General features: G+C 58.9%; 15 protein-coding genes and 3 pseudogenes. 4 read left to right on the top strand and 14 right to left on the bottom strand.

Going from position 1 to position 25,285, the window contains the following annotated elements:
• Positions 1–14: 14 nt before the first annotated feature.
• A complete protein-coding gene (locus tag ACE103_RS08635; protein ID WP_375779086.1) occupies positions 15–626 on the bottom strand; it encodes a hypothetical protein in 612 nt (203 codons plus the stop codon).
• A gap of 311 nt (positions 627–937) precedes the next feature.
• The gene (locus tag ACE103_RS08630; protein ID WP_375779085.1) at positions 938–1,870 is read right to left on the bottom strand and encodes a S1/P1 nuclease; all 933 of its coding nucleotides are present in this window, start codon (positions 1,868–1,870) and stop codon (positions 938–940) included.
• A gap of 549 nt (positions 1,871–2,419) precedes the next feature.
• Between ACE103_RS08630 and ACE103_RS08625 the strand changes: the two genes are divergently transcribed.
• A complete protein-coding gene (locus ACE103_RS08625; RefSeq protein ID WP_375779084.1) occupies positions 2,420–3,280 on the top strand; it encodes a hypothetical protein in 861 nt (286 codons plus the stop codon).
• 1,014 nt (positions 3,281–4,294) lie between these two features.
• Positions 4,295–5,728 (top strand): hypothetical protein, encoded by a 1,434-nt coding sequence (locus ACE103_RS08620; protein WP_375779083.1) that lies wholly within the window; start codon positions 4,295–4,297, stop codon positions 5,726–5,728.
• A gap of 313 nt (positions 5,729–6,041) precedes the next feature.
• Here the strand turns inward: ACE103_RS08620 and ACE103_RS08615 are convergent, their stop codons facing one another.
• The 11 genes and pseudogenes from ACE103_RS08615 to ACE103_RS08565 all read right to left on the bottom strand — a co-directional run bounded on the left by ACE103_RS08615 (position 6,042) and on the right by ACE103_RS08565 (position 19,312).
• Positions 6,042–6,710: a helix-turn-helix domain-containing protein gene (locus ACE103_RS08615; RefSeq protein ID WP_375779082.1), complete on the bottom strand. Its 669-nt coding sequence runs from the start codon at positions 6,708–6,710 to the stop codon at positions 6,042–6,044.
• A 67-nt stretch (positions 6,711–6,777) separates the two neighbouring features.
• A complete protein-coding gene (locus ACE103_RS08610) occupies positions 6,778–8,532 on the bottom strand; it encodes a N,N-dimethylformamidase beta subunit family domain-containing protein (RefSeq protein WP_375779081.1) in 1,755 nt (584 codons plus the stop codon).
• Between the two features lie 5 nt (positions 8,533–8,537).
• Entirely contained in the window at positions 8,538–9,098 is a 561-nt protein-coding gene (locus ACE103_RS08605) for a LamG-like jellyroll fold domain-containing protein (RefSeq protein WP_375779080.1), read from the bottom strand.
• 68 nt (positions 9,099–9,166) lie between these two features.
• Entirely contained in the window at positions 9,167–9,526 is a 360-nt protein-coding gene (locus ACE103_RS08600; protein ID WP_375779079.1) for a hypothetical protein, read from the bottom strand.
• A gap of 29 nt (positions 9,527–9,555) precedes the next feature.
• Positions 9,556–11,888, bottom strand: a pseudogene (locus ACE103_RS08595) (N,N-dimethylformamidase beta subunit family domain-containing protein).
• Between the two features lie 47 nt (positions 11,889–11,935).
• Positions 11,936–12,505, bottom strand: a complete 570-nt coding sequence (locus tag ACE103_RS08590) for a hypothetical protein (protein ID WP_375779078.1) — start codon at positions 12,503–12,505, stop codon at positions 11,936–11,938.
• The gene (locus ACE103_RS08585; RefSeq protein ID WP_375779077.1) at positions 12,490–13,641 is read right to left on the bottom strand and encodes a histidine decarboxylase; all 1,152 of its coding nucleotides are present in this window, start codon (positions 13,639–13,641) and stop codon (positions 12,490–12,492) included. The genes ACE103_RS08590 and ACE103_RS08585 overlap by 16 nt, the downstream gene beginning before the upstream one ends.
• Before the next feature lie 149 nt (positions 13,642–13,790).
• Positions 13,791–14,393, bottom strand: a complete 603-nt coding sequence (locus ACE103_RS08580; RefSeq protein WP_375779076.1) for a GNAT family N-acetyltransferase — start codon at positions 14,391–14,393, stop codon at positions 13,791–13,793.
• Between the two features lie 1,028 nt (positions 14,394–15,421).
• A pseudogene (locus ACE103_RS08575) lies at positions 15,422–16,496 on the bottom strand (IS630 family transposase); the annotation flags it as partial.
• A 336-nt stretch (positions 16,497–16,832) separates the two neighbouring features.
• A pseudogene (locus ACE103_RS08570) lies at positions 16,833–17,926 on the bottom strand (IS630 family transposase).
• Positions 17,927–18,277: 351 nt separating this feature from the next.
• Positions 18,278–19,312: an IS110 family transposase gene (locus ACE103_RS08565; protein ID WP_375779075.1), complete on the bottom strand. Its 1,035-nt coding sequence runs from the start codon at positions 19,310–19,312 to the stop codon at positions 18,278–18,280.
• A gap of 1,179 nt (positions 19,313–20,491) precedes the next feature.
• Between ACE103_RS08565 and ACE103_RS08560 the strand changes: the two genes are divergently transcribed.
• Both ACE103_RS08560 and ACE103_RS08555 read left to right on the top strand, forming a co-directional pair.
• Positions 20,492–22,252, top strand: a complete 1,761-nt coding sequence (locus ACE103_RS08560) for an MFS transporter (protein ID WP_375779074.1) — start codon at positions 20,492–20,494, stop codon at positions 22,250–22,252.
• A 533-nt stretch (positions 22,253–22,785) separates the two neighbouring features.
• Positions 22,786–23,043: a hypothetical protein gene (locus tag ACE103_RS08555; RefSeq protein ID WP_375779073.1), complete on the top strand. Its 258-nt coding sequence runs from the start codon at positions 22,786–22,788 to the stop codon at positions 23,041–23,043.
• Between the two features lie 894 nt (positions 23,044–23,937).
• On the opposite strand, the gene ACE103_RS08550 is transcribed toward ACE103_RS08555, so the two are convergent.
• The gene (locus ACE103_RS08550) at positions 23,938–25,140 is read right to left on the bottom strand and encodes a Fic family protein (RefSeq protein WP_375779072.1); all 1,203 of its coding nucleotides are present in this window, start codon (positions 25,138–25,140) and stop codon (positions 23,938–23,940) included.
• Between the last annotated feature and the right edge of the window lie 145 nt (positions 25,141–25,285).

Here is a 25,285-nt window from a genome sequence, read left to right as displayed (position 1 = left end):
GCCCCCATTAGACCTTAGGTTGAGTAAACCGAGAGATTTGTCAACCAGAATGCTGCACGGCGATTCCGGCACTTAGTCGTGTCATGCATCTTGCGCCGCGAAGCTTGCGCGAGCCTTGATGTGCTCGAGGCGAGCCTCGAACTCGACTGCGTGAGCGGACAGCCAAGCCGCAATTCGATCTTCAGAGATGCCGGCATCAGCCAGCAGCCGGCGCCGGTCGGCCATCCGGGGCGCTGCGAGGCATGCGCGAGAGCTGTATCGGCCAGCGGCAGTCCAGAAATCACGGTCAGCGCATCCTCGACGGCATTGCTTCCAGGTCCTCGAATGCGGCAAGGGGGACGCGTCCGGGCGCGACAATGATGCTGCCGGAGATCGGCATGGAGAAGTTTCGAGCTCTCGATGTGCAGCATGCAAACACCTATGCTTCCAAGGTCTGAAGACGGCACTCCGATCAATTCGCTGCGCTGCGCAGCAATCCAAAACCCAGCGCTTGCCGCCAACGGATCAACTATGCCTGAGATCGGCTTCATCGATCTCGTTTCGGAGATCGCGTCGGCCGCTTCAGGCGTGCCGGTGACCTGGCCGCCGGCCGTATGTCCCCGATCCGAAAGCCTGATCGCGATCATCGATCGAAGAGCCTCCGCAAGTGTTTCAGCCAACCTTCGGGCCTCTCGATGGCACCACCTGGCGTCCAAGGTCCATGAGGTGCTGCCATCGCCTTCTGGGGCGGCAGCTCGGTCGCATGACAGACTCGCGCATCCCTTCAACGCGGCGACTTCTGCCGGAGCCCCTCCGGCGACTTAGGCTTTCGCGCCACGCCATAAACTATCTACCTTCAGGGTGCACGACCAGGAGAGAAGGCGCGAAGTCCCAAGCGCCTCTTTAACGAGGCCAATGATTCTCCCGATCATTTCGACGACGACCGGAAATCCCCGATCTACGGCCAGATTGCGTTCAGCACCTCAGCGAGCCTGGCCCCTGCCTTGGCCAGTTGCCGTCGCTTCACGCCGTCAGCCAGGCGCAAATACGCGTCTCGATCCGGGAAGGTAATGCTCCATTTGCTGCCGCCAGGCGCGTCGCTCGCGCTAGAAAACACTTCCTGCGCAATGAGAATTGTGTCCGTTGCCCAGTTCGCCGACCAGTTTTCAGGTCGGCCATGATCTGCCGGCAGCACCTTCGCGGTGGCAAGAAGCTCGGGGGTCGCTGCCTCACCGAGATCTCCGGGGATGCCGTCCCACTCTGCGTGGAAGTTCTTGTGATCATCGGTGATTGAGTTACCACCCGCCGTTTCCGTTGCCGGATCCACAGCGTGCGTCACGTCCGGGTCAACAACGTGACCGGCACTGTCCAGATAAACGGCTCCAACATGCAGTGGCTGATGCAGGTCACCGATCAGATGCGACAACACAAACAATGCCTCTTTCTTGTCTTTGATCGCAAATGGCGGCGGCGACGGTCTCCCGAGCAGGACGGCAATCGCAGCATTCGTGGCTGCAACCAGGTCGTGGTCGTTTGTACCCTGATAGTTGCGATCGAAGCGATCCCGCAGCACGGCGACATCATCAAAATGATAGGTATTGTGACATCCGCGCTCCACGCCAGACGTCATATAGCTGCACTGTGTCCAGTTGCGCGCGACGTAGTCCTCCATCCGCTGCTGCTCATCTGGCGTCCTGAATGACGCGCACGGCACTTCGTATTCCGGATGATTGGGATCGGTGGTGTAGGAAAACGTACCATCGGCTTTGCGCATGACGCTCTTTACGCAATCAAGCCAGGGGCCAGCAGATTTCAGGTCGACCCCCAAGATCTGCGCGACATGCTGCTTTGCATTGTCAGTCAACAGCTGATCAGCGATCGATCCGACCACGCGATGACCCTTGTATCCCCAGACAAACGAGGAAATCGGGTGCAACACAGTCCAAAGGAGGCCAAGCAAGCCAAGGTACCTGCTAGTGGTTGGGAGACAGGTGAGCATGATGAACACTCAAAATTTGAGCAAGGAAGCGGACGGTGAGGAAAAGTACGTATCGGACAATAACTCTACTTGAACTTGTACCACGATTTTATAGCTTGCGGCGGGGCATAGCACAATCTTGATGTCAGCGAAGCTGTCGCATCAGTCTAGCGCGTCCGGGGGTTCGTGTTGTTGTTTCGGCGACGAGAGGGCTGGGTACGCAGGCTTTTTGCGGGACCAGAGTATGTCGGGGGTCTTTCGCGCAAATTGTTGAGCAGACGGTCCGTCGCACTTGGCACCGTTTGCTCAATCCGGTTTTGAATGTTGGGATCGGCTCCGCCGACAAGGGGATCGGCCCGGCTCCCGTCTGTTGCCCAGATCCAGGCCACAAGCGCAAGTACGGTTCGTACGCGCGCTTGATGGTTTCGCGAATGTTGTTTCAAATTTTTGCAGGAGTCGATCATGCGCTGCACGTTTATATTACTGGGCTCAGTTGCCGCACTAGCCGTTTACTCTACCGCCGCGGTTGCTCAGGTCGACCCAAATCTACAGGTTCGCATCGAGAATTTGACGCCTCCCAAGGATCGGAAACCAGACCTTCCGAAGACCGAAGTCGTGACAAAAACAAGGGTTCAGACCTACACGACGACCGAGACTGTTGCCGTGCCTCCTGCGGAGCGACGCCGTCGCCTTCAAAAGGTCCTTGCCGAGAAGCAGTTGATGCTGCCTGCGGACGCCGAGGCGATTCAAAGGGCGCACGAAACGTACGGTATCAAGGACCACGAAACCCGCAAAGTTCGGAAGAAGAAGGTGATCACCGAGCACGTCGTAACGACCAAGCCGCGAGAAACCACCGTCACGGCATCTGTTTCGACCCAGTCAGTGTTCGACAACAACGCGAGCAAGACTCCCATCCACGTGGGCGACACAGTTTTTGGGACCACGGGCCTGCTTACCGTCAATATTCCTGTCGGTCTTGCCGATAGCTTCATCCTGCAGAGCGGCGTGAGCGACCAGCGTTATGCGCGCCTGTTCGCAAAGAACATCGACATCCTGGTGAACAACGCCACTTACAACCAGGTTCTCAATCTCGCCGGCCCGGGCAGGACAAGCGGCACGACGACGTCCGACGTAATGAGCTATTCGGTTGCCTCCAGCACCGTCTACGGATCCGGATTTAGTCCCTACCAGGTGGAGCTTTTCACGCCTTCAGTCGCCTGGGCTCGCAACAATCAGGATCTGGCTGGGACAATCTGCGGTCCGAAAGGCCAGGAAGCTTTTTGCGTCGCGGGCACTTTCGTCGCAGAGGGCGAGTTCACGTAGGATATCGCCAGCCAACAAAATTTCTCCTCCAGGCTGTCTGGTGGCGTGACCTGGCAAACGCCAGTAACCGGCCTGACCACATCAGCTGGCGGCTACGTTCAAGGGCGCCATTTCACAGATTTTCCCGGCGGTCGTGACGATCTCATATTACAGGCATCAGCTTGAGCAGACTGGACGCCGAACAGCTACGTCCAACTCAGCGGCGTCCTGCAGGTCACACAACAGTTTTCCACTGTGAAGGCTCTGGAATGGAACGGCTTTGCAGCGTATCCGTACGTGAAGCTAAAGGTCACGTTTTGAGCTACCAGGGTTTAAGCCCGGCTTCGCAGGAGGTCGGATCGTCGCGGCCATCAAGTCGTCGCCTTACATGCTGCGCCACCCGGCGCCAACTGCACCTCCGTGGCGCCCCCCCCGTTCGATTGGTCTCGGCCTTCATTGCCGCGTGCAGACGGCGGCTTCGAACAGTCCCATGCACTTGAAGGGCCCCGGCGCTGCCTTCTGGTCCGACGGCATCGACCGTGAAGCTCTCAAGCCGGCCGCGCGCTCCCAAGGCACGCGACATTTTCGTCGCCTTGGCTGCCGCCGACGCAACCACAGTCGCAGCACCCGTATGAACAGCAACTCGCCTGACTGGACGACGCACCGACCAACAAAAGACCGACAGCAACGAGCAAAAGAATTCCCAACCGCGTCATATTGTCCTCCCGTGCTCTAGCGAAGCAGAACCGGCTTTCCGATCTCCAAGGAACGCGCTGATGGCGCTGGAATCTTGTGGGAGCTGCAACGACGCAAGGAGCTCGCGTACACGACGCGTTCGGAGCCAAAGTAGCGGGTTGATCCGTTGTAGGGCACTTCCCGGCACGTGACCGATCCCCGGACCGGCCTCTACGCTATCGGCGTGGAATGCGACGCGCCACTACATCGATTGCTGGAAAGAGCGCGCGCTCGCGAGATCTGGCGTCCGAAGGTGTTGGAAAGAGCCGTCCCCTACGTCCATAGAGTATCGTCGTATGCTTGGGCGCAAGCCGGAGACGCCGAACGCCTGCGGCTCAAGAACGCTGTAGAACACGCGCTCCGCGGGGGAGGATCGCAATAAGCGGGCCCAAAGCATTCAGGATCGTTACCCGAGCCGAGGTCATCGCCATCTGTCATCGCAACCTGGCGCGGCTCGACGCCACGATCGAAAGCTGGACCACAGCCGGCAGACGCAACGGGACGATTGAGCAGAAGGACATCGAAAAGGTCATAGCCCGGCGATACGAGCTTCGACGCCAGCTCAACGCCGATCGTTTCGTCGAACTACAAAAGCAGGTTGCAGCCGAGATCGGCTTCCTTCAAGTGGACTCCGAGCGCCACGTCGAAAGGGCTGCCGAAATAGCGGCACGCTCGAAGCACGATTTGAGGCGCTCGAAAGCGGCAGCCGAGGCGCTGGTGCAGAGACTGCAAGCGCTGAAAGTCGAGATTCCCGCCGACATTCGAAGCGAGCTCAGTGGCTCGGCCAGATCTTCCGAGCGCTTGGAAGCCACTATGGCAAGGGCGTTCCTGCTAGTTCCTTCTCAGGCGCTGGATACCTCGCCGGATCGCCAACGCGCGCTTGCCGACCGGCTTGGCGCCGGCGAACGCCGTGAGACGCTGCAAGAATGGCTTTCGCGACAACATCGGGAGATGGAGGATCCGGCCCTGGCGCGCGTCGATGCTGTCCTTGGCGAGCTACGCGGGCTTGGCATCGATTCGTCCCCGTTCTCGGACCGTGTCGCACTCCTGGAGGCAGAATCCCCGGCTCGAAGATCGCTTGTCGCGGATAGCCTTCTGTTGGACTTGGCAGTGGCCGTGAAGGATGGCCGCGCCCGGGTGCGACTAGCCAACGAGCTTCGGCAACGACGCGCCGAACTGTCTGTGATGAAGTCAACGGAAGCGGCCTCGCTGCGCAGCGAAATTGAGGAGACCCTTTCTTCACCGTCGGCCAGCAACGGCCAAGAACTCGTCAAGCGCGCAGATTGTCTCATCGAGGAGGAATTCAAGGCGATGGCCGCCGAGGAGCGCAGGCGCGTGCTGGAGGGTCTTGCCAGCCTGGGCTACGAGGTGTCCGAAGGAATGGCGACCGCCTGGGTCGATAACGGCCAGATCGTGCTGCGCAAGGCAGCCAATCCTGACTACGGCGTAGAACTCTTGGGCGGGTCGAGATCGGATCTCCTGCAGGTGCGGGCCGTGGGTATCGGCAGCTCGGCCGAAATTCGCGATCAGAATCGTGACCGCGACATGGAGACGATCTGGTGCGGCGAGTTCGATCGATTGAAGGCGTTGGTAGCTAAAGCAGGCGGAAATGTTGTGATGGAATTCGCAAGGCCGGTCGGTCAATTCCCTCTGAAGATCGTCTCAGATCCGGGTGTAGCCACCAAGCGGAGATTGCCGAAAGAGCGAGAACTACCACTCAACCGCCACAATTAGGGATTCGTCAAAACCCCAGCCTCCAGCCCAAGAATTGCGCAATCGAGAGCTTTTGCGGCGACAGCTCTATAGCCGTCCCTTATGATGAGGCTGTCTATTGCCCGCGCACAAGTTCTGGATTGAGCTTATTGATCTGAACGACGGTGTCGACCACGTGTCGATATGGGCCACCATCTCGCCGCAACGTCTATCACGGCCACGACAACTGCCCGGCCGGAAAGCACATCAAGCAATGGCACAGACCCGGCTCAGCTGGTAGGCCATGTCGCCCGTGAACTGATCGTTCAGCCGAGCTGATGTTGCGAGCCACCGGCTATTCCGCGTATATGATGATCGTGATGAACTGGATCTGATCATCCAAAAGCTTTTCGGGACCATGAAGAACGCTGCCCGAAAAGGTGAATGCGTCACCGGGTTCAACGAGAAAGGTTCTGTCGCCAAATCGGTACTGCATACGGCCGCTCAGCATGTAAATGAATTCCGTTCCAGGATGTTGGAATCGAGGATAGCTCTCGCTTTCCTTGTCCATGTTGATAAGGAACGGTTCAAAGGCTTTCCGCGGGCCTTTGTGATACGATAATAGCCGATAGGTGTGCCCGTGCTTGGTACCTGAGCGGACAACCACCATCTGGTCATCGGCTTTGATAAGTTGAGCCTCGCCCGTTGGTTGCTCCACCTCCCTAAACAAGGTCGACAGGTCCGTTCCCAACGCAGCGCAGATCCGCTCAAGCAGCGCGAGGCTGGCGGTCGACTGACCATTCTCAACACGACTGATCATCGGGACCGAAATGCCAGCCGCCGAACCAACATCGCTGAGCGTAAGCCCGCGCTCCGGCCCGGCGCGCCGCATAGCGGCGCCCATTCTCTCATCGATAGGCGGCTTTGCGACGGCCGTATCAAGGGGAGGAGCAATCTGCTCCGGAGCGTGAGATCTCCTGGACTTACTCCGGCGCTTCTGATTCGCTTGTTTGACTTTGCTCAACTCAACGTCTCCCGCAATCTTTGCAGGATACGACGTCCAAAGCGTTTTTGTGCTTAGCGACGGCCCTTTATCGCCACTGCTTCTCCTCGCTAATCCACCATGATCCTGGCAGCGCGCCGGGCTTTACGAACGCTTCAACGACGTTCGCCAGAAGCCGGGATACGTTGTTGTCGAAGCTCTTGACCGGCAGAGCCTGCCCAAACGCAACAGAGCCTGCTGAGAAGACTGCACCATGATTGGGAGCCGTGAAGAAAGCCATATCGGCGCGGACTCGGTAATCGTAAGATCCCGACAGGCCTTCGAAGGCATAGTGGATGACCTCCGGGTATACGAGATAGCTGTCCGTGTGACCGCCAGAGGAGGCGATAAGTTTTACATGGGGTGGCGTGCCAAGGCTGGGATCGCAGCGATCAAGAGCGACACCGGCAGCGCCACCATAGGCCAGACCGAAGTCTCCGATGATCTCTCCCTCAATACCCTTGGTCAGCCAGGACACTGTACGGTGATAGCTGTCAGGCATCCGCCGGTAGAATTGACTTTTTCCGTAACCTTCTGAGATGAAGCCAACACCCACGACCTTTTGTGCCGGCCGTCCCTGTGCACGCCATGCACCACCTTTTTGGCCATTGCTGGCCATGTAATATTCGCCGGGACGCGCATCCCAAGTCTTCCATGCTGGCCCGAATTTGCGGCACTCAACAACCCATGGCTCGTCTGGGCGGAACGCTACACTCCAATGGAAACCGTTGCCGCCGAGATATATGTAGCGCCCACCGCCAGCGATATAGTCTTCCGTCGCATCGAGCATCCGTTCGGAATAATACTCCGGATGCGTGCCACTGATGATGCAGGTATACGGCTCGAGCGCCTCGATACCTTCGCGTTCCAGATCCTCGTCGGTCAGCACGTCGTAGTCGTAGCCCCGGTGTTCGAGCCAGGCGATGACCGACAGATCAGCCGGAAATTGCCAAGCAACATTCGCGCTGGAGGAACGGTATTTCGGCCGCATATTGACGATCGGACGATGGTAGGAGCTGTAGCAGACGCCCTGACCGTCGGCCCAGTGATCGCAGGCCGAAAGACCCAACTCGTCGCGCTTACCAAGCTCAATATCGATATCAGACAAGATGGCCGGCATGCCTGTGACCGGCTGGGTGATCGGCGCTTCGAAGCTCTGCCGTTCATTGGCGTAAGCGATATAGCTTGCAGTCGGAAACAAAAACGCTATCCGGCTGGTCGGCTTGGTAGGACGCACGAAGAACGGGATATATTCTTCACCGAGGCCAGTCCCCTCACCTGCCCGCAAGCGGATGGCGTAGGCTCCGCTTCGCAAAGTCTGAGGCAGCTTGACCGCCTTCGTCACTTTCCAGTCGCAGTCCGTCAGCGCATCGGCATGGAATTCGATGCCGCCATATTCCTGTGGCGCCAGGCGAAAGGAGTCATTGCGGCCACTCCAATTCCAGCCCGTTTGACCGCGGACCGGTCGATTGTGTCCCTCGGCATGCAGCCTAAACGGCCCTATGTCGGTGACGACATCCCCGATCCCCGCGTCGGTGTAACCTGCGGCTGTATCCCAATAGGCCACCAACCCCTGCGGGGATGGCTTTTGGCCAAATCCGATCTGCTCCGATTCCTCGCGGGACAGCGCGCGGTCGAAAAGGCCAGGCCGATCGATTTTACCACAATAGAGTTGCGAGACGAGCTGCCCCCGGCCGTCCTGCCAATCGCGCGCGCCTCCGATCAAAAACGGAGTGGCTGGGAGATTCTTCTGTCGTGATCGAAAGGTTGCAGAGACATGAGCGCTGTGCTGGACCAGCGCCACCCTGCTCAAAGGCTATTGTAGCGATTGAGTACGCCTTCCTGGAACAAGCTCGCCCGACCTGTCTTGGCTTCGAAAGCCGCCGCGACGAAGTACCAGGTGTTGGCCTGCATAGGGACGTCAGCCTCGAGGCGATCAACCTCGGCACCCTGTCCTACCGTGAACTCAAGCCGGCCATTCTGGGAGATGCCGAGGTAGAACCCGCAGCCCTCCCTGTTGTCCCATCGGCCAATCAGGGTTTGACGGCATTCAAGTTGTGGTCGCGTCGGGCAGATGAAGGCAAAAACCGTCAGGCTACCCTCCAGAGCCAAACGGCTCGAGCTATCCGCCACTTGCAGGAATGAGCCGAGCTGTGTGTACTGCCTTTCGACCTGCCACGTCCCGTTGGCGTGACAATCGATCTCTTCCTCCATGAATCCTGGCCCGGACGGATGTTGATCGCCATGGATCAGCCGCACCAACTTTGCTTCGGCGCGGTCTGTGCCTTCGCCATTGACGTAGAATTGGAGAAGGTCACCCGGCTTTACCGACAGCTTGTCCGAATAGCCGAAGAGCTTAGGCTTGGTCATTTACGAACTCCAAAATTTTCCGGCTTCAGTTCGGCGGAACAGGATCGACTGAACGCGAAACTCATGCGTCAGGACTCCAGCAAGTCCTGCACGTTGCGCATGAAGACTGCGTGCTGCGCTTCCGTGTGAGACGTGTAGATCTTCTCGTCCACCTCCTTCGGCGGCACGCCTCGCTGTCCTGAAAGGATCACGACCCGATAGGCCTCGAATGGTCGGACAGTCACGATCGCGTACCTCTCAGCCAATGGTCGACGGTTGAAATAGATGAGCAATCGATCCAACGGCTCGGTGTGCTGTCCCAGAGGGGAGAGACGATGCTCTTCGATCACTTCTGGCGTGACGAGCGTTCGCAGGAACTCTCGCTGCCTTGTCTCGAATATACGCCTGAAGACTTCGTCCCTGTCCTCAACTTGCGCCGCGTCCTGCATCATCTGTCTCCTTGTCAGTACCCCGCAACTTACGAAGCAACAGACTCGGGCTTTGGCACGGCTTCCACGGGTGCTGTGTCCGGCAGCGGTCCAGGTTTGACGAACGCGTTGACGACATTGGCCAGAAGCCGAGAAACATTGTTCTCGAAGCCATTTACTGGCAGCGCCTGGCCAAAAGCGATCGAACTGCAGGACAAGACCGCGCCGTCATTGGGAGTGGCGAAGTAGGTGATGTCCCCACGCACGCGATAATCGTAGCTGCCGGTGATCCCCGGATGCTGATGCAATTGAACCTGCACATGCGTAATGTAGTTGTCGGTATGGCGGCCAGACGAAGCAATTACCTTGGCGTTCGGTGGCGTGCCGAGCGTCAGATCGTAGCGGTCAAGCGCGACGCCGGCGGCTCCATTATAAGCAAGGCCGAAATCGCCAATGATCTCGCCCTCGATACCCTCGGTGATCCAGGACAGTGTCGGATCATAACTGTCCGGCATGCGGAAAAACGGCTCACTCCTGCCAAATCCCTCCGACACAAAGCCAACCCCTATGATCTTCTGAGGCGGCCTGCCCAGGCATTTCCAAGGACCGCCTTTTTGCCCCGTGGTCGCCATGTAGTGTTCGCCCGGACGTGCCTCCCAGGCCTTCCAGGTGTCTCCGAACTTGCGGCACTCGAGCACCCAAGGCTCATCCTCACGAATGGCCACGTTGCAGTAGTATCCGTTGGCTCCGAGGTAGATGTAACGGCCGCCGTCCTCGATGTAATCCTCGGTCGCATCCATCATCCGCTCGGAATAACATTGCGGGTGCGTCCCGCTGATCACGCAACGGTATGGCTTGAGCGCTGCAACGCCCTCGAGATCGAGATCTTCATCGGTCAAGACGTCGTAGTCGTATTTATGGTGTTCAAGCCAGGCGATCACTGACAGGTCGGCAGGATACTGCCAGGTGATGTCCATGCTCGAAATGCGGTACTTCGGCCGCATGTTGACCACTGGACGACGATAGGAGCTGTAGCAACCCCTTGGCCGTCGGCCCATGAATCGTAGCAACCGTGCCCAAACTCAGGGTTCTTGTACATCTCGACATCGATGTCGGTCAGGATCGGGGTCATCCCCGTCATGCCCTGAACAATGGGCGCATCGAAGCTCAGATGCTCGTTGGCGTAGGCTAAATAACTTGCCGTAGGCACGAGGAAGGCAATGCGGCCGGTCGGCACTTTCGGGCGAACAAAGAAGGGGATATATTCCTCCCCCAAGCCGGTGCCCGGGCCTGCGCGCAAACGCATGGCGTAAGCGCCGCTGCGCAGCTCATCGGGCAGCTTCAGTGCCTTGGTAACCTTCCAATTGCAATCGATGAGGGCATCGGAGTGGAATTCGACCCCGCCGTATTCATTCGGTGCCAGCCGGAAGCAGTCGTTGCGTCCGCTCCAGTTCCACCCGGTCTGCCCACGAACTGGCCGATTGTAACCCTTGGCGTGCAACTTGAACGGACCGACGTCGGTCACGACATCGCCGATTCCTTGATCGGTGTACCCATGGGTCGTGTCCCAATAAGCCACCATGCCTTTGGATGGCGGAACGTACCCGCTTCGGATGAGATCGAGCTCATCGCGGCCCAGCACACGATCAAACAATCCGGGTCGGTCGATTTTTCCGCAGTAAAGTTGAGAGACGAAATGCCCCCGCTTCTCGTGCCAGTCCCGCGACCCCGCCATCAAGAACGGCGTGTCCGCCAAATGCTTGGGACGGAAGCGGAAGAGTTCAGAGACATGCGATCTGAGATCAAGAGGGGCGACCTTGCCGAGAACGCTGTTATAGCGATTGACCACGCCCTCTTGATAAAGCGTGGCGCGACCGGTTTTCGCGTCCAAGCTCGCCGCCACGAAGTACCACATGTTAGCCTGGAGCGGCACCTCGGCCTCCAGGTAATCGACTTCGTCACCCTCACCTACCCAGAACTCCAAGAGCCCGTTCTGCTTGATGCCGAGGCCAAAGCCACGGTTTTTGTCGTTGTCCCAACGTCCGATCAAGCACTGCCGCATGCCAACTTGGGGCCATAGCGGATGGATGAACGCAAATACCGTGAGGCTGCCCTCGAGAGCCAACCGCCGCTCTGGGTCCGCGACCTCGAGAAACGAACCCACTTGCGTGTATTGCTTCTCGACGCGCCAATCTCCGTTGACGGAACAGTCGATCTCCTCTTCCACGAATCCTGGACCTGCCGGATGCTGGTCACCGTGGATCAGGCGCACCAGCTGCGCCTCCGCGACATTTGTCCCGTCGGCATTGACATGAAATTGGATGACATCTCCCGGCTTGACCGAAATCTTGTCCGAATAGCCAAAGAGCTTAACTTGCGCCATCTAGTGACTCCCCACTCACATCTATGCTCCGCGTCTCAACTCGCGGCCTAGGATTCGAGAAGATCTTGGACCCGGCGTAGAACCACACCGTGATAGGCTTCAGAGGGTGACCTGTAGATCTTGTCCTCGGCCACGCGGGGCGCGACACCCCGATGGCCTGAAAGCGCGGCTATGCGGCAGCCCTCGATCGATTGAAGCGCGGTGATCGCGTATTTGTCCGGCTGCGGCTGATTCCTGAAGTAGATCAGTAGCCGCTCCAATGCCTCGCTATGCTGCCCCTGCGGCGCGCGTCGATGCTCATCAATCACTTCAGGCGTCAGGAGCCTCTTGAGAACTTCTCGTTGCTTCTTGTCATAGCGGCGACCGTAGACGTCATCCACGCTGCTGGCTTCAGTCGCTTCCTCGGGCAGCATTTCCCCGCCCTTTTCGGCGCGGGTAGAGCGGCGTTCGCTCTTCTTCTTGTTTCTCCAGCTGCGGAACTGCTGCTTGATGCCGAACAGGCCGTTGCGAAGATAGAGCACAACAAACAGCATGATCAGCCCGATGATAATCAGGCGCATCGGCCCCTGCGTGATCAGGACTTTATCAAAAAAGACTACGATCAGGGTGCCGACCACCGCGCGCTGGTATCCAATCTGTCCCCGCCAGCGGAAGCCGTGTCATGGCCGCTGGAACCCCTTTCACGATGACGCGGACCCGCACTGTCCGCGATCGCCTCGATCAGCGCATCGAGTTGGTGCTTGGTCGTCCCCGGCGTCACCACTACATGACTAACGTCTTGAGTGGCTATCTGCCACTTCGCTTTGACACCCTCTTCGACAGGCGGCAAGACAACAGTTAGCGCATGGGGATTACGCCACGCGCCGACACCGCGCTCGTTAAGCTCATCGGCGGTATAGGCAGCCAGTTGCTCGCATTGATCGAACATGCGCTTGATCCCCGCGATTCCCAGACAGCGGATCGCGTACCAGAGGACAATCGGGCTATACGCATTTCGAGATCCGCTCAGCGTCGTATCCGAACTGCCGATATAGTCGATCGCGCGCATGACCCGCCGTACGTTTGACTTACGCGCGAGAACAACACCGCACGGCATCGGCGCCCCAAGAAATTTGTGCCCACTGATCGTGACCGAGTCCGCCCCATCCTCGAAATCGAAGGACGGCTTCGGGTTTAGAAATGGAGCGTATGGCCCGCACAATGCCGCGTCGGCATGGACATAGCTCTCACGAACTCCGACCTCCCGCAGGACCGCACGAATTTTTGACGTGTCGTCCCTACCTTCCTTCATTGTGGTGCCGATGTTTGCGACTATCAGAGCCGGCCGATTTCGTTCATTGCTCGCCTTTCGCGCCAGATCGTCATAGTTAATTTCTCCGTGTGATTGCGACTCCACAACGGCGTGCTCCAGCCGGAGCAGACGAGCCGCTTTACTCACACTATAGTGCGAGTCCCGCGAGAAGTACGCGACGCCATCTGGATAAAGTTCGCGACCGAGATACAGCCCATAAATATTTCCCTCGGTTCCGCCGTTTGTGATGTAGCCCCAGAAGCCGTCATCAGGCGCCCGGAATAGCTGAGCGAAAAACTCAACCACTTCGCACTCGAAGGCATGCGAGTTGACACGATAAGTCCCTGGTTCGAACGGATCTCCGAGGTTGTTTCCAGTGAACTTTAGGAAGCGCCACAACGGCTCATAGTTGAAGTCCTTAGCAAACGGGTAGCCCAGAAAGCATGCATTCGCATCCTGCATGGAGTAAAACAGTTGATCAAGTCGTGTGAGATTCTAGGATCCTAGCGTCACGAGTGCCTCGCCGCGGTCAACGTCGATAGACTTGGCTTCAGATTCTGATTCACGAGCGGGCAGACCATGCTGTCTGGACCCGCTCGCTGGCGCCTCGCTTAAGAGGAAGGGCGGAGCATTGGGAAAAACGGCGGCGAACTGCCGATCTGGACTTCACCCACGATCTGCCATCCCAGGCGCTCATACAGACGCGCCGCGCTAAGGCTGGTGGCTTCTAAAAATGCCAGTCCTTTCGCCTCGTCCAGGATGGCGAGACCGTGCCCAAAGAGAAGGCCTCCTAAGCCCGATCGCTGGTGTATCGGATCGATGCCCAGCATAGTGAAGTACCAGTGCGGCTCCTTCGGATGATACTTGCCGAACTCCTCGAATATCTTTTCCGTTTCCGTTCGTCTGTAATCCGGCACACTGCCAAGCAGGAACTTCATCATTGCTGCATCATCGCGAGGCGCCTTGTCGGTCAACCACAGAAGCGCCCCTTTATCGCCGCCATCAAAATACGCTCCGCTTTGATCTGCGTACGGATCGCCGGCATAAAAGTCGAGAAAGCCAGCGAAGTGACGTAGAAAGCGATCTGGCTCTGGGTACAACCACCTCAGTAACGGGCACATCGCAAAAGCTATTGTCAGAACGGCAATGACCCTAGGGCGGTCCTCTGGGGCGACGACCTTGATCGACTCGCGCTGTCCCGACTGGGATGACATGATTGCACCTCTCACTAATTGCGATTGGAATGATCGAGCGACGAAGCGGAGCTAGAAACGCATACGCAAGCGTTCAAACCCAATGACGATAATCCGCATCACTCACACCTTCGGACCCGTTCGCCGCACTCAGCAGCCTCGGTCGAGCCGTGCTGCCACAGAGAGTATTGCAGGAGTTGGGCCACTCAGATGCTGGCTATTGCCTTACCTTTTCCGAGCCACACGTCGTAATCACGACAGGTTGTCGGGTTGCAATCGTGGAGCCGCGTTTACTTTTGGACAGAAGATCGCGCAATCCGGGCTCATCTATCGAGCTGCGGAAACCGACCGCCGGCACACCGTCCCAACAGTTTGCTAGTGGACACATTCATGCCCTCGGCGGCTCGCATCATGCAGACAGACAGTCGTCCATGCCGTTTCGGGTCCACTTGCCATAACATGGCATCACGTGGCTCTGAAGTTCTCAAACCTTATGAATAGCGATAAACACTCAGCCACCCGGTCGCAGCGACGCCGGGTCTCCGCAACAGCATCGCAACAAGGTCGGCTCGCCGCCTGACCATTTTGCGTGTCGCGTGATCCCGATCTCGACCTGCTGGCCACCGGGCGGGGCGGCAGGCGGCACTGCGCGCATCTGGGAGCCGTCCACCACATCTTCGTCGAGGAAGACCAGTCCGAGCACCTTGCAAACCCGACCATGGCCGCTACTGCCAGTCGCGATTTTTCATTCATACACTCGACGCTGCCGCTAGTGGCTTAATCAACGTGGAGCCAATGAGCAAAGCATCGGCCCTTCCTGAAGCGGCTCAGGAGAAGATCGGCCGCGAATTACTTGAGAGCGTGGAGACCATCGCTCTTCTTAGAGCTGACATCGTAGTTGGCATCCGCGATGCTCGACGCCGGTTTGGGTGACGAGCTCCACATGTCAGACGTAATACGGAAAGCTCGCGGTACGTACAGTCGCAGCTAGTGTCTGAACCAGAAGTTCGCAACATCCGGTCGTGTTTTGCCCGGAGATTGTAACGGCTGAAGCGCTCGATGGAAGCAAGGATATCATCGGCAGATTTGGTCCGTCGGAACGGTTTGGATTGGCGTTGTGTCGTTCGATGAACGAGGCAACGTCCGCCCTGAGGGCGGCGACGCTGCGATAGACGCCTCGCCTGATCTTCTTATCGGTGAGGAGCGCGAAGAAGCGTTCGACTTGGTTGAGCCATGACGAACTGGTCGGGGTCAGATACACGTGCCAACGCGGCCTTTTGGCCAGCCATCTCTGGATCATTGGGGTCTTGTGCGTGGCGTAATTGTCCATGACAAGATGGACGTCGAGTTGGCGCGGCACGGCAGCCTCGATCTCGTCAAGGAACTTGCGGAACTCGGCGGTGCGGTGGCGCCCGTAGCACTTGCCAATGACCTGTCCGGTCGCAATATCGAGGGCGGCGAACAGCGATGTGGTGCCATGCCTTTTGTAGTCATGGCTCCTTCGGGCCGCCTGCCCGGGACGCATCGGCAGCATCGGCTGGCTGCGGTCCAGCGCATGGATTTGGGACTTCTCATCCACACACAGAACGATTGCGTGCTCCGGTGGTGAGACGTAGAGGCCCACGACATCGCGCACCTTGGCCACGAAGTTCGGATCGGTCGAGAGCTTGAACATCTCCATCCCGTGCGGCTGGAGCCCGAAGGGCCGCCAGATGCGTTGTACCGTCGATACCGATAGGCCGCTGGTCTTCGCCATGTCGCAGGAGCTCCAATGAGTGGCGTTCTCAGGGCAACTCTCCAACGTCCTCACGATCACGGCCTCGATACGGGCATCCTCAATCGTGCGCGGCGCGCCAGAGCGCGGCTCGTCGTGCAGCCCAGCCACGCGCTGCTCCATGAAACGCCGCCGCCACTTGCCTACGGTCTGCCGGCCCAGCCCCAGCTTGGCCGCCACTTCCGTGTTCTGACCACCTTCCGCACAAGTCAGCACGATCCCGGCTCTCAGAGCCAGCGCCTGCGCCAGCGCCTGCGCCGTCTTCGCCGCATCGTCAGCGACGTCAGCGACGTCAGTTCGGCACGCTCATCATCGCTCAATATCAGGGGAGCAAGTCGCTGGACCACCATCGCAGACTCCGTCGCCTTTGCCTCCACCCTTGGCACAGCAACGCGAAGCTACCGCGAATCTATGATTGCGAACTTGTGACTCAGGACAATGGCTGTACTTAGGCAGCCTCCCGATCATCTTTCATTTCATCGCCAACTTGGGCACCAAGAAAACTTTCAAGATTTATGAATACTCTCGCGTATGAACGGTTCGTGTACGCGGAGTTCGGAAAGCCAGGCCGTGGGGTCACAGGTCACCGAGTATGGCAACGGGCTAGATTGCTCGAGGATGAGGCGCGGACGTTAGCACCGAACCTCGCTTGCCATTCGAGTTTAGATAGAACTAGTCACGTGAATCTAAAGTTCACCACATAAAGTCTGGTGGGCTTTGTGGCAGAAGCGTTTGACGGAAGCCAAAATCTGGTCAGCAGACTTAGTCCATTTGAACGGCTTCGGGTTTTTGTTGTGCAGGTCGATGAAGGTGCGGATGTCGACCTCGAGCTGCTTGACGGAGGGGTGAACACCTCGCTGGATTTGCTTTCTGGTGAGTTCAGCGAACCATCGCTCGACCTGATTGATCCAGGACGCAGAAGTCGGCGTGAAGTGAACATGACAGTGCGGCCGCCGAGCGAGCCACGCTTTGATCTTGGGCGTCTTGTGGGTGGCGTAGTTGTCCATGACGATATGGATAGCGAGCCCCTCAGGGATTTGAGCGTCGATCTCTTTGAGGAACTTCAGAAACTCGACTGCCCGATGGCGCTTGTAGCATTTGCCGATGACGAACCCCGAGGCGGCATCGAGCGCTGCAAAAAGCATGGCCGTGCCATGCCGCACGTAGCTGTGCGTACGACGTTCCGGCACGCCGGGCATCATCGGCAAAACCGGCTGCTCGCGATCGAGGGCCTGAATCTGGCTTTTCTCATCGATGCTGAGGACAAGGGCTCGGTTCGGTGGGCAGAGATAAAGGCCGACGATATCGCGTACCTTGTCGACGAACAGCGGATCGCTCGACAACTTGAATGTCTGACTACGGTGCGGCTGCAAGCCGAACGCCGACCACATTCGGCGGATCGTGGTGTGGGAAAAGCCAGTTTCCGCAGCCATCGAGCGGATCGACCAGTGTGTCGCGTCGGCCGGCGTCGTACGCAAGGTTCGCTCGATCACGGCGGCAACCCGATCGTCGTCGATGGTGCGAGGGCGGCCAGGGCGGGCTTCGTCAAGCAGGCCATCACAGCGATCCTTCAAAAATCGACGGCACCACTTGCCAACGGCGTGTTCATGGATGCCGAGTTCGGCAGCCACAGACTTGCTTGGCAAGCCATCCGCACATCGCAGGATCGCGCGGCATCGCTCAGATAGCGACCGCGCAACACGATGACGACGAACTTGCCTCTCTGGGTACGTGCGCTCCTGCGGATTGAGCACTAACGGCCGATCGGCCGGCCTCTCACCCGGCATTCCCCACAAGCGCTCTCCTCGACAAAGATTCGAGCTATCAACTAATGTGACGAACTTCCGTTCCAGATGACTAGCTAGGGCGCGTACTCATCTGTGGACGCCCCGCCAGATGCAAGCGGTTTTTGAAGAAGATTGGCACGTGGTCGGATGCTGCCATCTGTCCGGCCTCTGATGCAGCGATGAAGCTGCGGGCCCGTATGGGAGTTCGCGGACCGGAACCAAATCATAAATGCGTGCTCTGGGCACGATGGGTACATCTGGTTCTTCCGGCCCCGTCTCACCGACTGTTGCGCCATACCCTCCTTCGACCGACTACACCTGCGACGACCTCAGGCCCGCCAGGCTCACGCCTTGGCTGCCACCGGAGCCCTGTAGTTCTCCTGCTTTATAAGCAGCGCCCAGACGATCCGCGCCATCTTGTTCGCGAGCGCGACGGTTACCAGCATGCGCGGTTTGCGAGCCAGCATCTGTTCGAGCCAAGACCCCTTTGGCGCGCCGCGTTTGTTCGCCTGTTGCACGACGGCGCTGCTGCCGATGATCAGGAGCCGTCTGAGCGTGCGCTCGCCCATTTTGGACATCGCACCGAGCTTCTGCTTGCCGCCTGTCGATCTTTGAAGAGGCGTGAGACCCAACCAAGCGGCGAAGTCACGGCCTTTGGCAAAGGTCTCGGCCGGCGGTGCTAGAGCGGCGATCGCGGTGGCGGAGATTGGGCCAATGCCGGGAACGGTCATTAGCCGGCGCGATACTTCGTCCTCGCGAGCACGTCGCGCGATTTCCTGGTCGAGGTCCGCGACCTTGCCATTGAGGTCGGTCAGCAGGTCCAACATCAATCGGAACATGGCGTGGGCCGCTTTGGGAAGCGAGCTGGCCATCTCTTCTTCCTCGATCAGGTCGGTAAGCATCGCCACGTGCGACGGCCCCTTAGGTGCGACCCAACCATATTCAGTGAGGTGTCCCCGGATCGCGTTGACGAGCTGCGTTCGCTGCCGCACTAACAGGTCACGGGTCCGAAACACCAGACCCGCCGCCTGTTGCTGTTCGCTCTTCACGGCCACGAACCGCATGCTCGGCCGCTGCGCTGCTTCGCAGATCGCCTCGGCATCGATCGCGTCATTCTTTTGCCGCTTCACAAACGGCTTTACGTAGGCGGGAGGGATCAGCCGAACTTCATGGCCAAGCTGGGCGAGTTGACGGGCCCAGTGATGGGCTCCGCCACATGCCTCCAGAGCTACCGTGCAACTCGGCTGGGCTGCGAAGAAATCCAGCAGCTTTCCTCGGCTGATCCGTTTGCTGAATATAGCTCGCCCTTTCCCGTCTGCTCCATGAGCGTGGAAAACATGCTTGGCGATATCCAGACCGATTATGATAACCTCTGACACGGACGCCTCCCTTAAGTGGTGCTCAACACCTCCACTTTGGCACATCGATGCCGTCGGGCGGGGCGTCCACCCCATCATAAATCGGTCGGCGCTTGGTGTCCGCTTGTGCCCCGGTAGCGGCTCAGAAAGCAGACATGCCGGGAGTTTCAAGAAGGGCCGAGTTCGACCCTGAGCGAACTTCAACCGGTAGCTACTTTCGTTTGACTTCGACCTCGACGCACCTCTCCATGTTTTCTGCTTCGGTACATCCCCTTTGATCGGCTTCAGGTGTCCACGTCTTGAGGGCATCACTGGCTCGGCGTTGATGTTTGCAACGACCTTCCGCAGCTCGTTCATCGGCGAGAGAGCGTACCATCGAATGTCCGGTGCTGGCCAATCCGCCTGCGACTTGCAAGTCACGTTGATCGATGCACAGACTTGCTGACAAATCCACGCCATCTACAAGCGTACTCGACCGCAAAATCAACTATGCGCTGCTTCAGCGCACCATTCCTGCTCGCTCTCTGGGAAGATTGCACTTTTTTCGCATGATTAAGCGGTATGCTACCTATGGTATGAGAATTCTCACCGAGGAGCCTTCGCCTTCCTGAGAGGAAACGCACCGGGAAGCGAGCCGCTTCACAATGAGAGTGGTTTTTGGAGTAGTCGAAACGCGTGGACTCCTGTACTCTTTGTGGCCGCTGTTATTGTGTTAGCAGAACGCGGCCAGCACCAATCTGACTTTTTGCCGTGTCGGAACCGCGTCCTGCCGGTGGTGAACGTGCCATTACGGCAGTTCAGTTCGAATAGTAGCTTGCACCTGCAGATGCTTTCAGATTTGCGGCAACTGCCGCCGTTTCCCGCGAGGGTCAATTCGCCAGGCTTTGGAGCGCCCCTGCGCTGGCAGGATAGTCGAAATCGCAACGATCAACCGCTGGAGCCTCGTCCAGCCGGCCAGTCTTGCAAAATTGGCTGGCATATTCGAGCATCCTATTCCGTAGAAGAAGCGCAGCTATCACGTCGCTGGTCACTTCGCGACGCTGCTATGAGCTGTATCGGGTCGAAGCAGCATGATCATCGCCTGCATCAACAGCGATCAACGCATCGCGTTTGGCTACCGCGCTTGGACGCTGTATCGCGCCGGGAACATCCTTGTGATCCGTCCCGGAATCGAATCATGGTAGATCATACCGCTCCGACATGACCGATCCAGCTAAAGTCCAGACAGGGGGCGCCGACGGCATCGCGGCTCCGCTGCGGCACGCGACCTTCCGACGCATCTGGCTTGCGAGCCTCGTCTCCAACCTCGGTATCTTGATTCAAGGTGTTGGCGCGGCCTGGGCGATGACGCAGATGACGTCCTCGGCTGACAAGGTCGCGCTGGTGCAGACGGCGCTGTTGCTGCCGGTGATGCTGATCTCGATGCCAGCCGGCGCGATCGCTGATATGTTTGACCGTCGCATCGTGGCGCTGATCTCGCTTGGTATTGCGTTCGCCGGCGCAACCGGACTGACGGTGGTCGCCTGGCTTGGCCTGGTCACACCGAACCTCTTACTTGCGCTCTGCTTCGTGGTCGGCAGCGGCATGGCGCTGATGGGACCGGCCTGGCAATCGTCGGTCGGCGAACAGGTGCCCTCAGATGCTCTGCTGCCTGCAGCCGTCGCGCTGAACGGCATCAGCTACAATATCGCGCGCAGCGTGGGTCCGGCGATCGGCGGAGTCGTGGTGGCGACCGCGGGCGCAGTCGCCGCATTCGCGCTCAACACCTTGCTCTATCTGCCGCTGATGGTCGCGTTATTCCTTTGGAAGCGCATCAGCGCACCCTCGCGCCTGCCGCCTGAGAGACTGAGCCGCGCCATGGTGTTAGGCGTACGTTACATCACCAATTCGCCATCGATCAAAATTGTGCTCATTCGGACCCTGGTGACCGGCCTCATCGGCGGCCCGGTCATTGCACTGATGCCGCTGGTGGCGCGCGATCTTTTGCATGGCGACGCCCAGACCTACGGTATTATGCTCGGCGCCTTTGGCCTGGGTGCGGTGGTCGGCGCGTTGAATATCGCCGAACTGCGCAAGCGGATGAGCGGCGAGGCCGCGATCCGCGCCTGCGCGCTGTCAATGGGCGGGGCGATCGCCGCGGTCGCGCTCAGCCGCCAACCGGTGTTGACGGCGATGGCGCTGGTCCTGGCCGGCGCCGTGTGGACGATGGCGTGGACGGTGTTCAGCATTGGCGTGCAGTTGTCGGCGCCCCGATGGGTGGCCGGACGCTCGCTTGCGGCCTATCAGGCGGCGAGCTCAGGCGGAATTGCCGTCGGCAGCTGGGGTTGGGGCCATCTGACCGACGCGGCCGGGGTTGAAACTGCGCTGCTGCTTTCGGCCGCCCTGATGGTCGCCTCACCACTCATCGGCCGTTGGCTGCCCATGCCCCGCGTCGGTGCGCGGGGTGAGGAGGCCGAGCTGCTCGCCGATCCCGAGGTACGGCTCGCCTTGACCGGACGCAGCGGGCCTCTCGTGGTCGAGATCGAATATAGGGTTGCACAGGAAAATGCGCGGGCATTTCATAATGTCATGCAGGAGGTGCAATTGTCGCGCCAGCGCAACGGTGCCTATGGCTGCTCGGTCGCGCGCGACATTGCCGATCCGGAATTGTGGACCGAGCGCTACCACTGCCCGACCTGGTTCGACTACCTGCGCTTGCGCAACCGTCCGACCCGGTCCGAGCGTGCACTGGAGCAGCGAGCAATTCACTTCCACATCGGTCCCGCGCCGGTCCGCGTCCGCCGCATGCTGGAGAGGCCATTCGGCTCAGTACGCTGGAAGGACGACACGCCGGACCACGCGACCGCCGAAATGCTGCCGGAGATCCCAAGCGACAAGGGCCGGACACAGCCGGTCGCTCCGGCTGATCAGATGACCCAGCGTGCCGAGAGGCACCGAAAGGCCGCCAAGCGCGTGAAATGACAGAAACCCCGAGTGACTGGCGGGTTTGACGCTGATCCATCGTGCGACAGGCTGATCCGATCCAATCGCGACGGATATGGCATTCGCCAGACGCCCGGGCGGCGTCTATTTCTACGGAATCCCCGAAACTCACTACGCTTCGTCATCGCGCTGTACTTCGACGAAGCATGAGGCATGCGGATTGTCCTCAACATAGTCGCGCGCGGCCCGAGCCATCGTCTCACCTTCCGTGTCGGACAAGCACTTGATCCCTGAGACGGCAGCGCAAGACATGCAGCTTCCCAGCGGACATCATGAAGGCCAATCGCGGCCACGTTGCTCGTCGACTGAACACCGCTTCGTCGTCTTGCAATCTTGAGCAGAGAATCAAGAATCATCTCATCGTGGCTCCTTGTCGTTGCTCTGACTTTTGCCATCGACACGGCGCTGGCTGGTGTTCGACACGCCGTGTCGTAAGGATTTGCCAACCATGCAGGATTGCCGCTCTGCTCGCTAACCAATCGACAATCCTTCTGGCACAACTTGCAAGCAGGATGGAAAGGGGAGATTCGAACGTGACCGGGCTCGCTGTTATGGAAAACGTGCGTCGCTACCGCGCAATAGCTTCGCTGTGCCGTCAGGCCGCGACATTCCGTCCGGTTCAACGAACCTCGTTGCTCACGCAGGCTGAGGAGTGGGAGCGGCGAGCGGTCGTCGAGCTCGAAGGACATTTTGGCGCCTTGGATGGATGTCGTGGATCTAGAATGGGAGGGCTGAGCCAGCCGTCGTTAGACCTCGCCGGCTCAGTTTAGCATCGCTCGTTACAACGATCTCGCCAGAGGAGTCGTAACGCTTGAAGCCGGCACCCCTCTACCAACGGTACGAGAAGCGCGGGTGATGTACCGAGAGATCGCAGGAACTCCAGTCGTGCAAAACAGGTTTCCGACCTCGGCGCCGGGAACACTTGCGTCAACCGGCCATCCGCCATTGGCGCCGGCACGGCGGAAACTGCCACCGCGAATATTAAGGCCGGAACCCAGCAGATTGCCCTGGCAGTAGCTAGGTGGTCGGACCAGCCCGCGAACTCGCCAGATTTCCCATCCCACGGGCTTCGGTTTCTTTGCACCAGGCTAGGCGCGGCGGCACTTCTGTCTGAAAGCAGGCGCCACCTGTTCGGCGCCTGACAATGATGTCGCGAACTCGACCTTACACACGAAAGCCCGACGGCCGCGCGCCCCGACAACTGCATCGGGCTCCTATATTCATCCTTTGCCGGCGATTGCTGCGATCAGTTCTATTCCAGTGGGATAGCAAGAGCAGGCATTTTTATTGCACGCGTTGTCGTGAGCTTCGTCGTGGCGTGCTTCACGCCACTCGTGGAAGACCGGCGCGCGGGCCGGCCGCATCCAGATGGAGGCCGCGTGCGGCAAGTGCAGCGCAAGTGCGACCCGGCTGGTCGAACTTTGCCCGCCATGATCGCGCTCGAGACGGATCGAGGATGGCCAGACAATTCACTCGGGAGAGGCTGGAATGTGTATCGGCGTCTCAACGATTGCCCGATGGAAAATCGAAACAGCTGGACGCGCTCATCTCACCCTCACCTTTCGAAGCACTGATCGTCGGAGCATCCAAAACGAACTACTGCATGCTCGGGTCCGGTTCAACGTACGATGCGGAGCGATCACGCCTTGGGAGGCGGCGGTTCCCTAGTCTGGATCAGCTTGGTCGGGAAGGAGGGGCTCCTCACCGAACGGACGGTTGATAATGCTGAGCGCCTCGGGAGCAGCATACACGCGGTTACGTGCGTAGCCGGTCCGCTCTTCCAAAATGTCGGCCTCTTCCAATTGGGCAATGGCCTGATGGACTTGCGGAGGACTGATCTCGAGAATCTCGCCGAGCCGCTTAGCGGTCAGAACCGGATAATTATGAAGTTCGTCGAGAGCACGCAGGGCAGCGGATCCCTTGCGGAATTTCCGACGCTCCTGCCAGAGTTCGGATAACTTTGACAATGCGTCGCGGGTTCGAATGAGTTCCTCGACGGTGCCGGCGACGGCGTCAGCCATGAAAGTGATGATCGGCTGCCAGTCGAGCCGCTGCTGAGCATCCTTGAGGGAAGCGTAGTACGTGCCCTTTTTGCTCTCGATGTAAGGCGAGAGATATAGGGGAATATGCTTTTCGGCCGCCATCATCAGAGGGAGAAGAAGACGGCCGACACGGCCGTTGCCATCGCGGAAGGGATGGACCGCCTCGAAGTGAGTGTGCGCAATCGCCATGCGTGTGATGAGGCCTTGCGTCATCTGCTGCATCCCCTCATTCCGGAGATAATCGACAGTCTGGGCGAGACAGTCTGGGACGACGGCGGGAGGTGGAGGATTCAGACTGGAGTACGCGATGTTGCCTTGTCCGCCGATCCACACCACGCGGGTTCGGATTTCGCCGGGAATGTCCTGGTAGTCAGGATCGTCCTTCATCACCGCCCGATGGAGATTCTTGATCAGGTCCATCGTGAAGACGCCGTAGCCGTCTTTGGCCGCAAGCGGAATGAATCCGTCGAGCGCGACAGCGTAGTTGCGCACCTGGCGCGCCTCGTCCCGGGCGTCGTCGTCCCCCGTTTCCTCGATGGACAGCAGTTCATCAAGAGTGCTCTGGGTCCCTTCGATGGACGACGAACTGACGGCTTCGCGTCTGGTCAGGACGCGGCTGACGATGTAGGGGTCCTTCATCTCTGCGGCGATGGCATCGACCCGCCCAAACGCGGCTTGAGCGGCGTCGAGGGCTTTCGTCGCCCCGGCGACCGAAATCCCGTTTTCCGGAGGTGCCGGCGGCACGATCCCGTAGTGGGAATCGTACGGAGGCGGCAATCGCTTGAGCGTCTCCCGGACGGTGGGGCTGAGATCGCTGCGCTTCATAAAAACCGAATTTAGAGATGAGATTCCGCAATTATATTTAGGGTTTCTATATAAAACCATAACTAGATGCGATCTCGGGATGCCAAATTAGAGTTCCCTATTCGGGTTGAGCTCCGAAGCGAGCGCCTTTGTTTCCCATATGTTC

It is taken from the genome of Bradyrhizobium sp. ma5 (genome assembly GCF_042258955.1).
GTDB lineage: Bacteria > Pseudomonadota > Alphaproteobacteria > Rhizobiales > Xanthobacteraceae > Bradyrhizobium.
The sequence above is the reverse complement of the archived record's forward strand: the minus strand, read 5'-3'. Positions and strand labels throughout refer to the sequence as shown.